The organism is Synechocystis sp. FACHB-383 (assembly GCF_014698605.1).
Taxonomy (GTDB): domain Bacteria; phylum Cyanobacteriota; class Cyanobacteriia; order Cyanobacteriales; family Microcystaceae; genus Synechocystis; species Synechocystis salina.
The window spans coordinates 1-18859 of record NZ_JACJTJ010000040.1 but is presented as its reverse complement, the minus strand read 5'-3'; the positions used below and the strand labels follow the sequence as shown (position 1 = coordinate 18859).

Annotated in this window: 15 protein-coding genes; 7 read left to right on the top strand and 8 right to left on the bottom strand. The window is 49.9% G+C overall.

The annotated features are described in order from the left end of the window. Window positions 1-49: 49 nt before the first annotated feature. From H6G45_RS11085 to H6G45_RS11065, 5 genes are all read right to left on the bottom strand, one after another. Entirely contained in the window at window positions 50-1213 is a 1164-nt protein-coding gene (locus H6G45_RS11085) for a GuaB3 family IMP dehydrogenase-related protein (RefSeq protein WP_190598500.1), read from the bottom strand. 102 nt (window positions 1214-1315) lie between these two features. Continuing rightward, window positions 1316-2794 (bottom strand): hypothetical protein, encoded by a 1479-nt coding sequence (locus tag H6G45_RS11080; RefSeq protein WP_190598499.1) that lies wholly within the window; start codon window positions 2792-2794, stop codon window positions 1316-1318. 25 nt (window positions 2795-2819) lie between these two features. Then, on the bottom strand, window positions 2820-4619 hold the full coding sequence (gene aspS / locus H6G45_RS11075; protein WP_190598498.1) for an aspartate--tRNA ligase: 1800 nt from the start codon (window positions 4617-4619) through the stop codon (window positions 2820-2822). Window positions 4620-4724: 105 nt separating this feature from the next. Then, entirely contained in the window at window positions 4725-5330 is a 606-nt protein-coding gene (locus H6G45_RS11070) for a nitroreductase family protein (protein ID WP_190598497.1), read from the bottom strand. A 73-nt stretch (window positions 5331-5403) separates the two neighbouring features. Then, window positions 5404-6129, bottom strand: coding sequence for a 2-phosphosulfolactate phosphatase family protein (locus tag H6G45_RS11065; RefSeq protein WP_190598496.1), 726 nt, complete (start codon window positions 6127-6129; stop codon window positions 5404-5406). A gap of 263 nt (window positions 6130-6392) precedes the next feature. On the opposite strand from H6G45_RS11065, the gene fabZ reads away from it, so the two are divergent. Continuing rightward, window positions 6393-6893: a 3-hydroxyacyl-ACP dehydratase FabZ gene (fabZ, locus tag H6G45_RS11060; protein WP_199309713.1), complete on the top strand. Its 501-nt coding sequence runs from the start codon at window positions 6393-6395 to the stop codon at window positions 6891-6893. A gap of 39 nt (window positions 6894-6932) precedes the next feature. Further along, window positions 6933-7721, top strand: a complete 789-nt coding sequence (locus tag H6G45_RS11055) for a YdcF family protein (RefSeq protein ID WP_242018139.1) — start codon at window positions 6933-6935, stop codon at window positions 7719-7721. A 40-nt stretch (window positions 7722-7761) separates the two neighbouring features. Here H6G45_RS11055 and larE read toward each other — a convergent pair whose 3' ends face one another. Continuing rightward, complete coding sequence (gene larE, locus H6G45_RS11050; RefSeq protein ID WP_190598495.1) at window positions 7762-8586, bottom strand: ATP-dependent sacrificial sulfur transferase LarE; 825 nt, start codon at window positions 8584-8586, stop codon at window positions 7762-7764. Between the two features lie 365 nt (window positions 8587-8951). On the opposite strand from larE, the gene H6G45_RS11045 reads away from it, so the two are divergent. Next, entirely contained in the window at window positions 8952-9407 is a 456-nt protein-coding gene (locus H6G45_RS11045; protein ID WP_190598494.1) for a DUF29 domain-containing protein, read from the top strand. A 28-nt stretch (window positions 9408-9435) separates the two neighbouring features. On the opposite strand, the gene hik2 is transcribed toward H6G45_RS11045, so the two are convergent. Continuing rightward, window positions 9436-10743: a two-component system sensor histidine kinase Hik2 gene (hik2, locus tag H6G45_RS11040; protein WP_190598493.1), complete on the bottom strand. Its 1308-nt coding sequence runs from the start codon at window positions 10741-10743 to the stop codon at window positions 9436-9438. Between the two features lie 245 nt (window positions 10744-10988). Between hik2 and H6G45_RS11035 the strand changes: the two genes are divergently transcribed. Beyond that, on the top strand, window positions 10989-11312 hold the full coding sequence (locus H6G45_RS11035; RefSeq protein ID WP_190598492.1) for a DUF3155 domain-containing protein: 324 nt from the start codon (window positions 10989-10991) through the stop codon (window positions 11310-11312). A 275-nt stretch (window positions 11313-11587) separates the two neighbouring features. Here H6G45_RS11035 and gltS read toward each other — a convergent pair whose 3' ends face one another. Then, complete coding sequence (gltS, locus tag H6G45_RS11030; RefSeq protein ID WP_190598491.1) at window positions 11588-12793, bottom strand: sodium/glutamate symporter; 1206 nt, start codon at window positions 12791-12793, stop codon at window positions 11588-11590. A gap of 124 nt (window positions 12794-12917) precedes the next feature. On the opposite strand from gltS, the gene leuS reads away from it, so the two are divergent. The 3 genes from leuS to H6G45_RS11015 all read left to right on the top strand — a co-directional run bounded on the left by leuS (window position 12918) and on the right by H6G45_RS11015 (window position 18649). Beyond that, complete coding sequence (leuS, locus tag H6G45_RS11025) at window positions 12918-15503, top strand: leucine--tRNA ligase (protein WP_190598490.1); 2586 nt, start codon at window positions 12918-12920, stop codon at window positions 15501-15503. Between the two features lie 26 nt (window positions 15504-15529). Continuing rightward, a complete protein-coding gene (locus H6G45_RS11020) occupies window positions 15530-15766 on the top strand; it encodes a hypothetical protein (RefSeq protein ID WP_190598489.1) in 237 nt (78 codons plus the stop codon). Between the two features lie 150 nt (window positions 15767-15916). After that, window positions 15917-18649: a PD-(D/E)XK nuclease family protein gene (locus H6G45_RS11015; RefSeq protein ID WP_190598488.1), complete on the top strand. Its 2733-nt coding sequence runs from the start codon at window positions 15917-15919 to the stop codon at window positions 18647-18649. Window positions 18650-18859: the final 210 nt, after the last annotated feature.

Genomic DNA, 18859 nt, shown 5'->3' with positions numbered 1-18859 from the left:
CCCCCAGAATGAAATGATCCGAGGGGATTAATAATTGCGATGGCAAGTATTACTTACCCATGCCCAACTGTTGGGCTTTTTGGTAAACCTTACCTTCTGTGAGCAGGGAAGGGGCAATGACCACATCCACCTGTTGCATTTCTCTCATATCTTTGGCTCCCAGGGTGCCCATGCTGGTTTTCAATGCCCCCAGCAGATTATGGGTGCCATCATCCAATTTGGCGGGCCCCACCAAAATCTCCCGAATGGTGCCAGTGGTACCGACATTAATACGAGTCCCCCGGGGTAATACGGGACTGGGGGTGGCCATCCCCCAATGGAAACCACGGCCGGGAGCTTCCGCTGCCCTGGCAATGGGGGAACCGATCATCACTGCATCAGCACCGCAGGCAATGCACTTACAGATGTCACCACCGGTAATGATGCCGCCATCGGCAATAACAGGAACGTAACGGCCACTTTCTTGGAAATAGTCATCCCTGGCCCCAGCACAATCGGCGATCGCCGTTGGTTGAGGAACCCCCACTCCCAGCACTCCCCGGGAGGTACAGGCCGCTCCGGGGCCAATGCCCACCAGCACTGCCGCTGCCCCGGCCCGCATCAATTCCAAGCTGACTTCGTAGGTGACGCAGTTCCCCAACACCACCGGCATGGGCATTTCCTGGCACAGCTTGACCAGATCCAAACTCTCCACCGACTCAGGGGAGAGATGGGCTGTGGACACCACCGTAGCCTGAATAAATAACAAATCAGCCCCCGCTTCGGCCACTGTACTGGCATATTTGGCCGCCCCCACCGGAGTCAGACTCACCGCCGCAATGCCCCCAGCAGCTTGAATTTCTTGAATACGCTTGGTGATTAACTCGGGCTTAATGGGTTCGGCGTAGAGTTCCTGCATTAACCCCACAAATTCCGTTTTGCCCACCGAAGCGATGCGGTCCAAAATCGGATTAGGGTCTTCATAACGGGTTTGGATGCCCTCTAAATTCACTACCCCCAAAGCGCCCAGTTCCGAGAGTAGTACTGCCATGCGGCTGTCCACCACCCCATCCATAGCGCTGGCAATAATGGGGATTTCCCGCTCAATGGCGCCCACTTGCCAGCGGGTATCGGCCAGAGCTGGGTCTAAAGTCCGCACTCCGGGAACCAGTGCAATTTCGTCGATACCATAGGCTCGACGGGCTGTTTTTCCCCGTCCAATCGTAATGTTCACGCTTACTTACTATTCCCAAACTGTTTAAATTAGCGTACCAAATAATCTGACCCTTTGTGCGTTCCCACACCCGAATAACCCTAATCCACTGGGGATCAGAGGCTATGGCATCCAACGGGGAGCAAAACCGGCGGTCAATTCTTGGGGATCGGGATCCGCGTCGGTTTCGGTGGCCAGATCTCCAGGTAGGGGGAGTAACCAAACCCGTCCATCCACAATGGATCTTTGGGAATTGGTGAGCAGATCATGGGAACCCATGCTAGGGCCGGTGGCCACTTGGTCAAACATTAACCCCAGACCATCGGGAGCAATGGCGAGGTCAACTTCAGGGTAGTTGGGCAAGGCCAACAGAGGGCGGGTTTGGCCATCGGTTAAATTAATCACTGCCAGATAGGGTTCTGGTTGCACAGGCTCCCCTTCCCGTTGAATAAAATCCGCCTGCAAACAATAGGCCCTGGGTTGGGAGCGGGGATCAAAACGACAGCTTAATAGGGGATAAGGACCCCGTAAAATTTCCCTTTGGGTGCGGTCTTGCAGATCGTAAATTACCAGGGAATGGCTAAAATCTGGGTTTTGTTGGGTTAACAGCAGTTCCTTGCCATTGGGAGAAAAATCTAAAGCTTGCTCCATGGCCTCCAAAAATTGGGGCGCCCCGGCGTTGGGGGTGAGGGGAATCAATCCCACTCCGCCTTCCTGGGTGACCGCCAGGAAATTTCCATTGGGGCCGACAATGAACTGGTCAGCTTTAATGCCTAAGGGCCGGGGGCTGTCTCCCTTGGGAGCTACCCATAAACCAGCATCGGCAGGATTTTGGACATTCTGCCTAGCAATCACTAAGGTGCTGCCATTGGTGGCCAGGGCAATGCGCTGATTATCGTAATCCTGATTTTCCCAAAGCCGTTCCAACTTTCCCGGTAGAATCTTGGTTTGGGTATTGAGGTTATTGATGCCGGTGGTGACAGTGAAAATATTCTGTTGTCCACTCCGGCGGGTGGGATCGGTGGCGGTAAAAACCAGGCGATCGCCTTGGGGATAAATTTGAAATTGACGAACGGTGAGATCCCTGGGGGTAAGGATAATTTTTTGCGGTTGTTGGGGGTTGGTAATGTTGTAGAGAATTAACCTCCCCCTTTCTTCGCCGCCTACACCGATATAGACCAAAGCCCTGGCTCGACTGGTGATGACACTGGTGAAATCCTGTTCCCCTCGACCCCTTACCATGGCAGGTAAAGGTAGGCTCAACTGATAGTTCGTGCCGTAACGGGGAATTTCTGTTAGGGAATAAAACCAACGCCGCCCCTGCCAAATGGTTTTGCCCGCCAAGGGGGGATCAATGGTCAAACCCGCCTCAATTTTTCCTGGGTCGACGGGGTGATTAAACGTCATGGTCAGGGCCTGGGTCTGGGCTCCGATATTGGTGTTACGCCAACTGTATTGCGTCACCGACAGGGGGCTTTGATTGCCCCGCAGTAGCACCACCACAATTAGACTAATCAAAATGATGGCGATCGCCCCCACGGTACGATCAAAGAGGCTCAATTTTTTCCATAAATCTGGAGTAGGGGAAAAACGTTCCATCATGGAGGCCAATAAAAAGCAGGGCTACCTAGTCTTCCACTTTAACTTTAGGGATGTAGGTAGAAGCTACCTCCAGCTCCTTAAGTTGCTTTTTATCCACCGCCGCTGGAGCTTCCGTGAGCAGACAACTGGCCTGTTGGGTTTTGGGGAATGCGATCACATCCCGAATGGAATCTTCCTTAGCCAACAACATCACCAACCGGTCTAAACCGTAGGCAATACCGCCGTGGGGAGGGGTGCCATACTCGAACGCATCCAGTAGGAAGCCAAATTTTTCGTGGGCTTCCTCCTGTGATAAACCAATGGTGGCAAAAACTTTTTCCTGCACTTCCCGTTGGTAAATACGCAAACTGCCACCGCCAATTTCCACGCCGTTCATGACCAAATCGTAGGCCTGGGCCCGGGCGCATTTTAAGTCATCCAAGTCTTCCGGGTGGGGGGCAGTAAAGGGATGGTGCAGAGCTTCAAAGCGTTTTTCGTCGGCATTCCACTCAAACATGGGAAAGTCGGTGATCCACAGCAAGTTAACAGCATCGGCATCAATTAAATCCAACTGTTCCCCCAGCACTAAACGGAGACGGGATAGGGATTTATTTACCGTGGCCGTATCGCCAGCACCGAACAGTAACAAATCCCCCGCTTCGGCTTGGGTACGTTGCAGCAGGGTTTTTACCTGTTCTTCATCCAGGTTGTCCTTAATGGCACCAATGGTATCAATGTCGCCGTTATCTCGCACCCGAATGTAGGCAATGCCTTTCGCTCCGGCTTCCGTTGCCTCTTTGAATAAATCTCCGCCGGGTTTAATCCGCACATTGGAGATGCTTTCATTGCCACCGGGCACCCTGATGGCCTTGACGGATCCCCCACTACTAACGGCGGCGGCAAAAACTTTAAAGCCACAATTGCCCAGTAAATCCGATAGATCCACCAGTTCTAGACCAAAACGGGTATCCGGGCGATCGTTACCGTATTTTGCCATGGAGTCCTGGTAGGTCAGCCGGGGAAATGGCCTGGGCAGATCAATATTTTTAACGACTTTGAAAATATGGCAAATTAAAGCTTCGTTGAGGTCGAGAATTTCATCCTGCCCCATGAAGCTCATTTCCATGTCCAACTGGGTAAATTCCGGCTGACGATCGGCCCGTAAATCTTCATCCCGAAAACAGCGGGCAATTTGGTAATAGCGGTCCATACCCGCCACCATCAACAGTTGCTTGAACAGTTGGGGCGACTGGGGCAGGGCGTACCATTCCCCAGGGTTAACCCGGGAGGGCACTAGGTAATCCCTCGCTCCTTCGGGGGTGGAACGGGTGAGAATGGGAGTCTCAATTTCCAGAAAGTCCTCTTGGTCTTCCAGGAAACGGCGCATGGCTTTCACCACTTGATGGCGCAGTTGGAGATTTTGGCTTAACCTGGCCCGCCGCAAGTCTAGGTAGCGGTATTTGAGCCGTACATCTTCCCGCACCTGTTCTGCTTCGTGGCTGGACACCACAAAGGGCAATTGTTGATTGACGGCGTTGAGCAGGATGATGCTGTCCGCATAGATCTCAATCTCCCCGGTGGGAATTTTCTCATTTAACGATTCCGGGGGGCGTTTACTAACCACACCGGTAACTTGCACCACATACTCATTACGTAATCCTTCCGCCACCGGATAGGAAACGGGGGTTTGGTCGGGGCTACTAGCGATTTGCACTATGCCCCGGCGATCGCGCAGGTCCAGGAAAATTACGCCACCATGATCCCGACGGCGATCGACCCAACCGTAGAGGGTAACAGTTTCCCCCAGATGGGTTGTCCGTAGGTCGCCGCAATAATGAGTACGCATAGAGGTGTTAATCAAGCAAAATTTCGTTAAACGGGAAAATCAAGGGATTAGCTGGGTGCAGGGAAGATGCCGCTCAAATTCCTAATCATTTACCGGGCAATCGGCCTAGGCAAAGGAATTTTCTTTGACCACTTCCTCCAGGGGCAGTTGTCCCCCTTTGGCACGGGCATCTTCGGTGCGCTTACCGATCGCCACCATGGGGCCAATGGCGTAGTCAGCGGGTAACTTGACCAATTCGGCCACCTTTTCCAGGTCAAAACCGATCATGGGACAGCTATCATAGCCCATGGCCTTGGCCGCTAACATCAAATTTTGCATAGCCATGCCGATGGACCGTTGGGCTTCATCCCTTTGCAACTGTGGTTTACCACCATAGAAAGAGCTGATCGCCCCGACTAAATAATCCGCCACCTCTGGGGGAGCATTGCGCCAGTAACGGGCGGGATCCTTATCCCAGGCATTGACATCCGCCACCACCAAAATTAGCAGGGAGGCATCGGTCATTTGGGCTTGGTTGCCATACTTGTCCCGAATGGTTTGCCGTAGTTGGGGGTCCCGGATAATCAGGAACCGCCAATGTTGGATGTTATAACTAGTGGGGGCTTGGATGGCCGCTTCGAGCAATTTTCTTTCTTCTTCTGGGGTCAGTCGATGGTCAGGGTCAAAATGCTTAATCGATCGCCGTTGGTAAATAGCGTCAAATGTATCCATAGTGGTTGGGAAATGGAATTTTAGCGGGGAAATAATTGGAAAAACTAAATTCAATATAAATACAATTGTCGATTTAAGCGGCGGTCAATACCCCTGGGGATACCTGCTTGGGCAGAATATCAATTAAATCCTCCGTGGCACAGTAGCGCAAATCATCCAGGCGATCGAGCTTCAGCAACCGCTGGCCATGGCTAGCCAATTCAAACAGTCCCAACAGATTGTCCTGCCATTGGCGGTAAAGACTTAAAGCTGCCGTTACTTCATCGTTGCCTTTGGTGAATTCCACCCCCTTTTCTGTGAGGTAGGCGGCGATCGCCCCGGCACAAACTGTATCCTCTAGGGAGTAACCCCCTTCCCAACCGGAACCTAGCAGCCACACGGTTTTGGGCTGGTTTTTGACCAGATAATCTGCCGCTGCACCCCGATTAACCAAAGAAGCTGTGATGAGTTGGGGGCAATTTTCCACCCGTTGTAAAGCTCGGGTGCCATTGGTGGTGGATAGAAACAATCTTTTCCCCATCATCAGTTCTGGCGTACAATCAAGGGGGGAATTACCCAGGTCATAGCCTTCTACCATGGCCCCGCCCCTTTCCCCGGCCCTGAGGCGTTTTTCCTCTGGCCAAGCCGCACTGGTGGCCAACAAATCATTCAGGGAACTGAAAACCTGTACCGCCTCCGCTCCAACTTTGAGTGCCGTGGCAATGGTGGTGGTGGCCCGCAGGACATCAATAACCACTGCACAATCGGGCAATGGCTGATCTGGTGTTAATTCCGGCGTGTGATAAACAAAAATTTCCACAGGATTCAGCGGACTGTTTGGGGAATGAACAACCTTCCCATCTTATCGGTAGTAGGCCAACCCCGCAGAAGAATTGGCCGATTTTTCTGGGGTCGGGGCCCAGGGGAGAGTCCAATGGGCTTTAAACTGGTGTTCGGTGGCGATCGAGGGCAAAACCCGGCCAGAATGCTGGAGATTAACCAGGCTTTGCTGGGCAGACCCTAGATTTCCCCCAACTTTCCAACAACTTCTGTTTGTCCTAGATTTTTAGCAAAAATTTTCCCATGGCAATTTCAACTCCGGAGGTGACTCCCAATTTAAGCGACAGCAATGGCAATGAAGCCAGTGCCCAAACCCAATTCACCATCCAAGAAATTAGTGACCTATTGCCCCACCGCTATCCCTTCGCCCTGGTGGACCGCATCATTGATTTTCAGCCAGGTAAATCCGCCGTCGGTCTGAAAAATGTCACCATTAACGAACCGTTTTTTCCGGGGCATATTCCCGATCGCCCAATTATGCCTGGGGTATTGATTGTGGAGTCCATGGCCCAGGTGGGGGGGGTGATTTTAACCCAACTGCCGGGGATGCGGGGGAAATTTTTTGCCTTTGCTGGCATTGACGGGGTGCGGTTCCGGCGACCAGTAGTACCGGGGGATCAACTGATCATGACGGTGGAGTTACAATCCTTCAAAATGCAACGCATTGCCAAAATGCAGGGGGAAGCCCGGGTGGATGGACAACTGGTCTGTGGCGGTGAAATGCTCTTTTCCCTGATTGATTGAGCAAAACCGGCAAAAATGGGCATTTAAACCTCCTCCTCAATGTTTATGTTCGTTTTTCTCTCTAAACTTTTGCCCCTATTCCTCTATCCCCTGGGGTTGGTTTCGTTGCTACTGTTGGGGATCGGTTTTTGGAGTTGGCGACAACAGTCGGGGATGCAATGGCTTGCCTTGATAGCATTGGCAATTTTGCTGGTCAGCGCCAATAGCTGGGTCAGTGATGCCCTCCTACGAACCCTGGAGTACCGATATTTACCGACGGAGGATTTACCCGAGGCTCCAGTCATTGTGGTTTTGGGGGGAGGACTTTACCAAGCCACCTATCCCCGCCAATTTCCGGAAGTGGCCGAAGCTGGCGATCGGGTTATTTACGGCGCCCAAATTTACCAAGAGGGCAAAGCACCCTACATTATTGCCACCGGAGGCAGAATTCCTTGGCTGGCTACAGTGGCCAGCTCAGAAGCGGAGGATATGGCCCTACTGCTGCAACGGCTGGGGGTACCCAGGGAAGCCATTATTAAAGAAGAGAAATCCCTCAATACCAGGCAAAATGTGGTTTTTACCCAGGAAATTCTCCAGCAAATGGGCATAAACACCATTATACTAGTCACCTCTGGTTACCACATGCCCAGGGCCAAAAGAGTGTTTGAAAAGTTGGGTATCAATGTCATCCCGGCCGCCACTGACTTTTTGAGTCAACCGTTGGGCAGAAATAATTTCAACCTTGCCAACGTTATCCTTGGTTTTATGCCCGATGCCAAAAGTTTGCAACTGACCACCATGGCTCTGAAGGAATACCTAGGGTTGGTCATTTATAAACTGCAGGGTTGAGTTTAGCATGGGCTTTGGGTTTTTGCTCTCCCCCCAAAAACTAAGCTGGAATTCCATCAGTTTTAGTTAAAACTCGATTGAGTTTGCCGCTCTGGTAGCCTTCCAAGTCCAGGGTGACGTACAGAAAGCCTAAGTTTTGAAAGGTTTGCACTAATTCTCCCAGGTACACAGCTTGCACAAACTGTTGGATCTGTTCCGGGGGCAATTCAATGCGGGCCAAATTTTGCTCTGAGCGTACCCTGACCTGGGGATAACCGAGACGACGGAGATAAATTTCCGCCCGGCCGACCCGCTGTAGTTTTTCCACTGTAATTTCTTCGCCGTAGGGAAAACGGGAACTCAAGCAAGGCTGGGCTGGTTTATCCCACCAGGGCAAGCCCAATAATTGGGAAAGTTGCCGCACTTCTAACTTACTGATTTGCAATTCGGCCAATGGCGATCGCCCCCCCCGTTCCTTAGCTGCTTGGATGCCGGGGCGATAATCCCGTAGATCATCCCCATTTACCCCATCAATAACGTAGCTATAACCCCGGGCCAAAGCTAAGGGTTTGAGGGTGTCGTGGAGTTCACTTTTGCAAAAATAACAACGGTTTTCGGGGTTGGCCGTGTAGTTGGGGTTGGCCATTTCATTGGTTTGCACCAATTCGTGGGTAATGCCAATCCATTCGGCCTGGGCCTGGGCATCTTCCAATTCTTCTGGCAATAGGGAAGGGGAAACGGCGGTGATGGCCACGGCATTGGGCCCCAATACGTCGTAGGCTACTTTCGCCACTAGGGTGCTATCCACTCCACCGGAATAGGCAATTAAAGCCCGGTCTAACTCCTGAAAGAATTGCCGCAGATTTTCGAGTTTGCTTTCTAACATGGGCCTTGGCGATCGCCATTATTGTCGTCGAAGTTGATTTTACGGTGCTTTATTAACCCACTTCTCACCGTAACAAAATAATCGAATCTGTGACGGGTAGAGATATGCGGTCAAAAATTGCCAGGAAAGACAGTTTTTAACTAGGATGCAACGCCCAAAATTCACTTGTTTGGAGCTATCACTAAAACGGCCCTGCGCCATGCCCAGTCCGTTTGTAAATCAGAAAATATTATTCTCACCTGAGAAAAATGATAGAAGTAGTTGTCAGGTGGTAACTACGGAGTGAAAGTGGAGCTTGGGTTACTGGAGAGAACAAGTAGGATTGACAAAGTGTTAGACCGAAAACCACAGAATTGATATGTGTTATGGAACATTCTGGTTTGTACGAGCAGGACTTTTATGCCTGGACCCAGAGCCAAGCCCAAGCTTTGAACAATCAACAGCCGTCATTACTGGATTGGCAACATCTCAAAGAGGAGATAGAAGCTTTAGGAAGGCAACAATATCGTGAATTAGTCAGCCGTTTGGCCGTTTTACTGGGTCATTTATTGAAGTGGGAATTACAGCCGGAACAGCGTTCCCGTAGTTGGTTTCTTACTATTCGGGAGCAACGCCGGGCCATTCGCCGCCATCTACTCCAGAACCCTAGCTTAAAGTCCCGTTTACCCCAAGCATTGGAGGATGGCTTTGAAGCGGGGGTGGATCTAGCTTTACGGGAGACCAACCTGCCTATTCGTGTTTTTCCTGAAGTCTGTCCCTATCCATTAGCAAGGGTTTTACAAGAAAATTTCCTTTGTGATACCAGTCAGGACTGGGGCTAGGGTGAGGGCAAGAAAACTGGGTTCGATGTCAACCTGGCTTTTCCCCAGGGGTTAGCCAGAGAGTGAAAGTGGAGCCTGGGCGATTCCTGTTGGCAGATAAACCATTGGGGCTAGTGACAGTAATTTTGCCCCCCATTTGGGCTACTAGATCCGCCACGATCGCCAAACCTAAACCTGTGCCGCCAATGGGCCCCTGGGCTTGGGTTCCCCGATAATTGCGCTCAAAAATCCTTTCTTGATCCTCCTGGGGAATGCCATAACCCGTGTCGGCGATCGCCAATGTGACCCAATCCGTGCCAGAAGATCGGCCGCTTTCTAAGGCAAGATTAACTTCTACCCGGCCACCGTTGGGAGTGTATTTAATGGCATTGTCTAAAAGATTATTAACCACTTCCCGCAAAGCTAAACGGTTAGCAATCACCAGGGCATCAATCAAAGCAATTTGGGCCGTTAAAGTAATATTTCTCTCGGCGGCGATCGCCTGGTGGGCCAGCAAAATAGGGGGCAAAACTTCCGTTAGGGAAAAACTGGCCAGGGGCATAGTTTCGTCATGATCCGCCGGAGGCAAAACCTGGATTGTGGCCGCTGGATCGCTTGGCAAAAGGGGCACTGTCTCAGGGCCTTGATGTTGGCTCGCTTCAAAACTTTGTAACAACTCCTGGAGATGTTCCCCCTGGCGCACAATGCCTTCCACCACCTGTTGACTTTTGTCGTCCCCCTGCCAACGTTTGAGCAGTAGCTTACTAAACGTTTTTAGGGCAGTGAGGGGATTGCGGAGTTGGTGCAAGAGGTCAGCCCAATGTTGTCGCTCCCACTGGTATTGTTGATTTTGCTCCTCCCAGGCCTGGCGGTACCAATCCTGTTGTTGATCCAATAGGCAGGCCACCGCTAAAGATTTGGCGATCGCCTCCAACTGCACCATTTCCTCCCCATGCCACTGGCCTTGGCTACGGTGAATTACCAACAGTCCCACCATTTCTTCCCCGTAAACCAGAGGTAAAACCAAGCGTTTGTCCGCATCGAAGGGGGGAGGCTCCAAGCGACTGCGGCGACTTAACTGACCCACCCCCACGGGAACCGCCGGCAAAGACAAATCGTCTGTCGGGGGAGACGATTCCCCTTGTGGTAGACTAATTAACCCATAACTTTGCGATTCAGCTACTGTTGGACTATGGGAAACCACCAACGGTACCAACCCCTGCTCCGTTTCTTCTTGGTTTAGATAAACGCCACACCAGTCCACCTGCAATCCCTGTTGCAAAAGCCGAACCTGCGACTGACAAAGGGCAATCAACCCGGCACTGGGGGAATACATTGATGAAATGGAACCAGCCATGGAGCTTATGGTGGGGCCAGGCCCCGGAGGAAATGTTAAGAAATATTAAGATTTAAATTGGTCTATTTATGGCCCTGGGGGGCAGTTTTGGGGGTGAAACCCTACCTAAATGGTGTTTAGAATCAGCGATCCCCTTAGCACCGCAAGGGCTGGAGAGGCTTGATATTTAGAATTAGACCGGATATAATCGACACGGCTTTTGTAACTATCATTACAGCATATCGCTGAAATAGGAGGTAACTGGGTTGGCACGCAAACGCAAACGGAAGAGTCGTCGTCGTCAAGAAGGTCGTAAGATTTTGGAGCTTGTTCCTCAGTTTAATATTGAAAGCGGCGAGGATAAGCCCGTCACGGCCGCTCGTCGCTACATCCAAGCTAACGAAATTCAGCCCCCGGCCTTGCTCATTGTAAAACGAAACGAGCACACCACTGATCGATATTTTTGGGCCGAGAAGGGATTGTTTGGGGCCCAGTATGTGGAAGAGAATCATTTTCTGTTCCCCAGTCTGCGGGAGTATCAACTTCCCACCCCTAGCACTAAAACCCCTGTGGGTGCTGGGAGCCGTTAACTGAACGGTTTCTAAGCAATGGCAAAAACAGACTAAATCGGTTTTACTGGGGCTGACTTTCCTTAGCAGGTTAGATCCGAAGTAGGTTTTGGGTACAAACTCTGCCTAAATTCGGAGGAAGGAGTGGTTAGTTTTCATTTCCATTCTTACCCGAAAAGCTCTGTCTCGATCAGATCCTGTCATGTTTTGGCAACTGAGTCCACTCTAGCCTCCGGGTTGGGGTGGCTGTTGCTGGGCATTAATAATCCTGATCATCCTTGCCGCCACAGTTCGGCCTAGCCAAGGAAATTGAGAAATTGCTGGATGACAAAGGCGTTGGCAATGTCAATGAAGAAAGCTCCCACCAGGGGCACAACGATGAAGGCCTGGGGGGCAGCACCGAACTTTTCTGTCACTGCGGTCATATTGGCGATCGCCGTGGGGGTAGCCCCCAGGGTTAAACCGGAATAGCCGGAGGAGATCACCGCCGCGTTGTAGTCCTGGCCCATGAGGGGGAAAACAACGACAACGGTGTAAATTACTGTGGCTATGAATTGGACTAGGAGGATAATGGCAATCACTCCACCAATGCCAGCCAAAGTCCAGAGTTGTAAGCTCATCAGGGAAATGGCCAGGAATAGTCCCAAACTAACGTCGGAAATTAACGCTAGGGAAGGGGTTTCCGCTGGCCAAGGAAATTGTTTGAATACGAGGGGAATGGTATTGGTGAGAATAATACCTGCCAGCAAACAGGAGACAAAGGCCGGCAACATCAGTCCCAGACCGGCGATCGCCACGTTGATTTCAAAGCCTAAGCCGATGGTTAGACCAATGACCAAAATGGACTGGAGCATGGTGTTGTAGTCAATTTGCACATTCTCCTGGTCCCGCCGGATGCTAATGGTTAAATCTTCGCCGTTGGCATCCGGTTGTAATTGGTTACGAATGATTAAAAATTTGGCGATGGGCCCTCCCACAATGCCCCCAAACACCAAACCAAAAGTGGCGCAGGCTATGGCAATTTCCGGTGCGTTGGTAATGCCGCTCTGGTAAAAAAGGGGAGACCAGGCGATCGCCGTACCATGGCCGCCACTGAGGGAGATGGAGCCGGAGAGTAAGCCCACCGGTAACGCCTGTCCCAACAACGAAGCCATGGCGAGCCCGACTAAATTCTGCACCACTAAAAAGCCCACCGCCAGCCCCAACAGAATTAACAGGGGTTTTCCACCCTGGAGCAAAGTTTTGAGTTTAGAAGAGAGACCAATACAGGTAAAGAAAATAATTAAAAAAGCATCCCGAATGGGAAAATCAAAGGCTATTTCTGTACGAAAAATTCCATAAATTAGCCCGAAAAAGAGAGAAGCCAATACCCCACCGGAAACGGCATCGGGGATGTTAAAGCTCTGCAAAAATTTGATTTTTTTAGTGAGATATTTGCCAACGTAAAGCACTAAAATTGCGACAATAATTGTTTGGCGTACGTTGAGTTGAATGGTTTCCATAATCGCGCATCTTAACCTCTACAAAGCCATTGGTCTAGGAGGGTAAAGGCCCAAACCTAGGCCCAGGACAGAATGGTATACTAACAAGCCTGTAATCAACTGGGCTTAGGAGATCTTGGTCGTCGTGGCATCCCCATACAACGCTGGTGAAATCGAGCAAAAATGGCAACAAAGCTGGGCTGAATGGGGACTGGACAAAACCCCTGTCGCCTCCGATTTGCCCAAATTTTATGCCCTCTCCATGTTTCCCTATCCTTCCGGGAATCTCCACATGGGCCATGTGCGTAATTACACCATCACCGATGTCATTGCCCGGCTGAAAAGGATGCAGGGTTATCAGGTGCTCCACCCCATGGGTTGGGATGCCTTTGGTTTGCCGGCGGAAAATGCTGCCATTGAGCGGGGGATTCCCCCCAAGCAGTGGACGGAAAAAAATATTGCCCAGATGCGGGCCCAATTGCAACAGTTGGGGCTTTCCATCGATTGGGAACGGGAAGTGGCCACCTGTGCCCCGGACTATTACCGTTGGACCCAATGGTTATTTCTGCAATTTTTCCAGGCTGGTCTGGCTTACCAAAAAGAAGCCACCGTCAATTGGGACCCCATTGATCAAACCGTGTTGGCCAACGAACAGGTTGATGGGGAAGGGCGATCCTGGCGATCGGGAGCCATGGTGGAGCGCAAATTACTACGGCAATGGTTTTTAAAAATTACCGATTACGCTGAAGCCCTGTTAAATGATTTAGATAAGCTTGATGGCTGGCCGGAACGGGTCAAACTGATGCAATCCCATTGGATTGGTAAATCGGTGGGCGCCTATCTGGAATTTCCCCTCAAAGACGGTGATGAAAAAATTGCCGTTTTTACCACCCGCCCCGATACGGTGTACGGCGTCACCTATGTGGTTTTAGCGCCAGAACACCCTTTAACTGAAGTAGTGACCACAGCGGCTCAAAAGCAAACAGTGGCAGATTTTGTAGCTTTGATGGCCAAGGAAAGTGAAATTGAACGGACAGCGGAAGATAAACCAAAACGGGGCGTTAGAACCGGCGGAGTAGCCATTAATCCCTTTAACGGTAAAGAAATTCCCATTCTCATTGCCGATTATGTTTTATATGAATACGGCACCGGGGCAGTGATGGGGGTGCCAGCCCATGACCAACGGGACTTTAAATTTGCCCAGGATAACCATCTCCCCATCCAAGTGGTGATTGTTCCCGACGATGCTGATAACAATGATGTAGAACTAGGGGCAGCCTACACGGAAACAGGGGTAATGGTTAACTCGGCCCACTTCACCGGCATGGCTTCCCCCAAAGCAAAAGAAGCCATTATTAAGTTCGCAGAAGATCATGATTATGGCCGCGCCAAGGTGCAATATCGTCTGCGAGATTGGTTGATTTCTCGACAACGGTATTGGGGCTGTCCCATTCCCATTATTCACTGCGATGACTGTGGAGCGGTGCCTGTACCAAGCCAAGATTTGCCGGTGGAGTTACCGGATAATGTGAAATTTTCTGGGCGGGGCCCTTCTCCCCTAGCGAAGTTGACGGATTGGTTGAATGTGCCGTGTCCAAAATGCGGGAAACCAGCCCGGCGGGAAACGGACACCATGGATACCTTCATTGATTCTTCCTGGTATTTCCTGCGTTATGCCGATGCCCAAAATACCGAGTTGCCTTTTGATGGGGAAAAAGTTGCCCACTGGTTGCCGGTGGACCAATATGTGGGGGGCATTGAACATGCCATTTTGCATTTGCTTTACTCCCGCTTTTTCACCAAAGTTTTGGCCGATCGCCAATTAATTGCGGTCAAAGAACCGTTCCAAAAATTATTAACCCAGGGCATGGTGCAGGGCATTACCTACAAAAATCCCACCACAGGCAAATACGTACCGGCCAAGGATTTGCAAACGGGGCGACAGGTAATTGATGCCAAGGATCCCAAAGATCCCGATAGTGGTGAACCATTACAAGTTTTCTACGAAAAGATGTCCAAGTCCAAATTTAATGGTGTTGATCCCCAGGAAGTGCTGGCCAAGTATGGAGCGGATACGGCCAGGATGTTTATCCTCTTTAAAGCCCCTCCAGAAAAGGATTTGGAATGGGACGATGCGGACGTGGAAGGGCAATTCCGTTTTCTCAATCGGGTTTGGCGCTTAGTGACCGACTACATTGGCGATCGCCCAGAAACATTGACTAGCAATGACCCTTTAACTAAAGCGGAGAAAGATCTACGGCGAGCTATCCATGGGGCCATCAAAGAAGTGGCGGAGGATTTGAACGACGATTATCAGTTCAACACCGCCATTTCTGAAATGATGAAACTCAGTAATGCCCTGATAGCGGCCACGGACTTAACCCCTTCCCCCGTTTATCAAGAGGGCATTGAAACCCTGCTGTTACTCCTTGCTCCCTTTGCGCCCCATTTGACCGAGGAATTGTGGCATCGTTTAGGCCGTACTGACTCCATTCACCAACAGTCCTGGTTGCAGGCCGACCCCACCGCCCTAGTGTTGGACGAAATTACTTTGGTGATCCAGGTGCTAGGCAAAACCCGTGGTACCATCACCGTTCCCGCTGGAGCCGACAAAACCCAGTTGGAGGAATTGGCCCGTAATTCCGATTTAGCCCAACGTTATTTGGCCGGCAAAACCATCAAAAAGGTGATTGTGGTGCCGGGGAAATTGGTCAATTTTGTTATCACCTAGACCTGATTTTGGGGAGGAATTGCACCATGAAAAAAAGTACTGGCCGGCAAGTTACTAGGTCAAAGCAAGAGTTGGTAATCAGATCTTTTTTTGGCTTGTTTTTCGTAGCTCTGGCGATCGCCATCCTGGTGTTATCCACACCGGCCAATAGAATGGGCTCCTGGTTTGCTGCCTTCATCATCGGTGGTTTGGGGATAGATGAGTTGATCAGTCTCCGTCTGCACAGGCGATCGCTCCTATCCCGCATTGGACCATTGCCTTGAACTGAGGATAATTCCCCCGGCGACTGTCTGAATACTAGTCGAGATGGTCTTTTTTCGATGTTGATGCAGACATCGGCAATGTGAATATGGGTTACATTTTTCATTAGCCATATTTACCAAAATAATTTTCCCTGATCGTCTTTGTAACCAATGTCGACTCTTTATGTCAGTTACAGCGTTGAATCACTGCTTTATGCCGCTTGGGAATTGAGTCAGGATTTGACCGATGATAGCGGCTGGCAAATTGTTACTCCTAACCGCAATGCTGCCGATACTTTAGAAGTTCCAGCCTTTTCCCTGCAGCAATTGGCCCGGGATATTCTCAAAATTAGACAAGTTCAAGCTAAGGTCGCCTCGCGCCTAGTTGTCCAACATTATTTACGGGAAGCGTTACAACAGACCCTCGAGCTGCAGGATCTAGATGGAATGGCAAGAACTTGGCAACCAACGATTGAAGCTATTCTGCGGAGTCAACCTGATTTTTGCCCAGTATCTGACTGGTCTGAACGAGCACAGAAAGTATTCAACGTTGCCCAGATTTATCAGAAACTTTTACGTGGTGAAGGTTGGATTGATCAAAATCAACTTTTCTGGGAGGCGATTAAACAACAATCTCAGCGGCGACGTTTAGTGATCTATGGTTACTTTAATCTCCGTCTCGATGAATTGGCGTTTATCGAGGCGATCGCCGATGAAAATAGTGTTTTGTATCTGCTGGATGGAGAATCACACTTTTTTGCGCCCCAGAAAAAGTTTAGGCAACACCTGAAACAAAATGGTTGGGCAGAAAGAAAGTTAACTGATCAAGAAAACCTATCCACACCTTGCAGATTTCTTTCCCAGGTATTTCTCGGAGAGTCTGCTATTTCCCCGGAGCCAGACCAGAAACCACAAATATCAGCTCAGGTTTATCCTAACCAAGAGGCAGAAGCTCGGGGAGTTTTAGCTCAAGTTAAACAGCTTCTACACCAAGGAGTATTAAGCCGAGACATGGTGATTGTGGCCGCCAATGACACAGAATGGGGCGATCGCCTGATGGATATTGCCTGGGAATACGGCATTGCCTTGCGGTTGCCCTACACCATTCCCATTGCGGAAACCCGAGTGGGGGCTTGGGTCAAGTTACTGTTAGAGGTCTTGGATCAGCAATGGACATTTGAGCTAACCGCCCGCTTTTTTCAGCATCCGTTAAGCCGCACTTTGGGGAGTAATCTGTGGGCACAATTCCAACAATCTCAACCCACGGATTTTGAAACTTGGCGATCGCTGATTCTAGCTGAACATGACATTGATATTTTCCCGATGCAGTTGCCTTTGGAGGCTTCCCGCCCTGAGTGGTTAACCCATTTTCAAGCCATCTTCGATCTGTTTCAGGTTCGGCAACAGGCAAGGCGCTGGGCCAAGGAAAGTCTGGCTTATAAAAATTGGACTGAAGGGTTACAGGAATTGCCCGAACTGGGAACGGAGACGATTACCTGGGCCCAATTTCGGGAAGAAATGTTAACCCATTTGAATTTGCTGCAGACCGTTGCGGGGCCGGGACGGGAAGGCATCGAACTCCATAATCCCCGTTCGATTGTCGGGGCCCAGTACGACTATGTTTTTGTCATTGATGGCCGGGAAGGCAATTTACCCAAGCCGATTGTTAACGATGCAGTCCTAGATTTTTATGAACGTCAGCAGTTACAAAGCCAGGGTATTCATTTAGCCAGCGCAATGGAATCGGCTCAAAGCGAAACGTTTGATTTTTATACCCTGCTCCAAACCCCTAAAAAATCCTTCATTTTTTCCTACGCCAAAACCTTTCCCCGTCATGGTTCCTACGAACAATCTGAGCCGTCTTCCTACTTTCAACGCTTGGGTCTTATCCCTGAGCCAATGTCCTTACCAATTATCCCGAGTCCCGAAATTGCTCGACAGGTTTACCTCCGGCGATCTCACGGAGATCCGCTTGGGACAGATGACGTTTTAACCAAAGCCATTCATGCTTGGCAAGTTGAACAACAGCGGGAAAGTAGTGAGCCACCGAATGAATATGACGGCGTGGTGGGAATGCCCTTTAATTATGAAGATCATTGGTTTAGTGCCTCCCAATTAACCCAATTGGGCCAATGTCCCTTTAAATGGTTTGCCAATAAATTGCTCAAGTTAGGGGAAATTGAAGAGGCGGACTCAGAGCTTGATTCCGCTTTAAAAGGATCGCTTTATCACAAAGTACTTGAAATTGCCCTAAGTGATTATCAAAAAGATTCGACGATTAACCTGATTGATGATGACAAGCTTATGGAATGGTTTCAGCAGGCAGAAAAATATATTGCCGAGGAGAAAAAAATAGAGGTGACGAACTTTCGCGCTTGGGATCATCAACGTCAGGAATTAATCAAAATTCTCAAACGGGCAATGTTGCAGCCAGACTTTTTACCTGAACCAGTGGAAATATTAGCCCTAGAGCAAGAATTTGCTGGTGAAATTGAAGCGTTAAAAGTAAAGGGCTATATTGACCGAATTGATCGCCGTGAGGAGGGTCTTGTTCTGATTGATTACAAATCTGGGGGGACACTACCTAAAGGCATCAAAGATCAAGAAGACAAAGCCAAAATAGATTTGCAATTACTGCTCTACAAAGTCGTAGGGGGAGCATTCTTATATCCAGGTGAACACGTTGCCAAAACGCTGTATTACTCCCTCAGTAAAGCTAAAGATATTTCTCCCAGACAGGTTATTTCCGAAACAGAACTCCGGGAAATTCTTGAAGGGTTCAAGCAACACTTTCAGACAGGAACTTACCCCGTTGCCCCAGATCGAGACCGGGAGGCTTGCCGATATTGCACAAATGAATTAGTTTGCCGTCAGGGCGATCGCCTACAAAGGAAGGAGGTTTAAGTGAAGCGGTCTAATAAATATTCTTGGCGTTACAATTAGAATATTACGAAATGGATTGAGTACCAACAGATCGTCATCACCGCTAATATCCCTCTTCCATCATTCTAGGCAGATGAATAATAAAAAGTATCCCATAAATTTACCAGATATTTTAATCTGTCAAGCTCATTAACCCTGTTAAAAAGCGTAGCCAACTCTCTCAAAAGATGG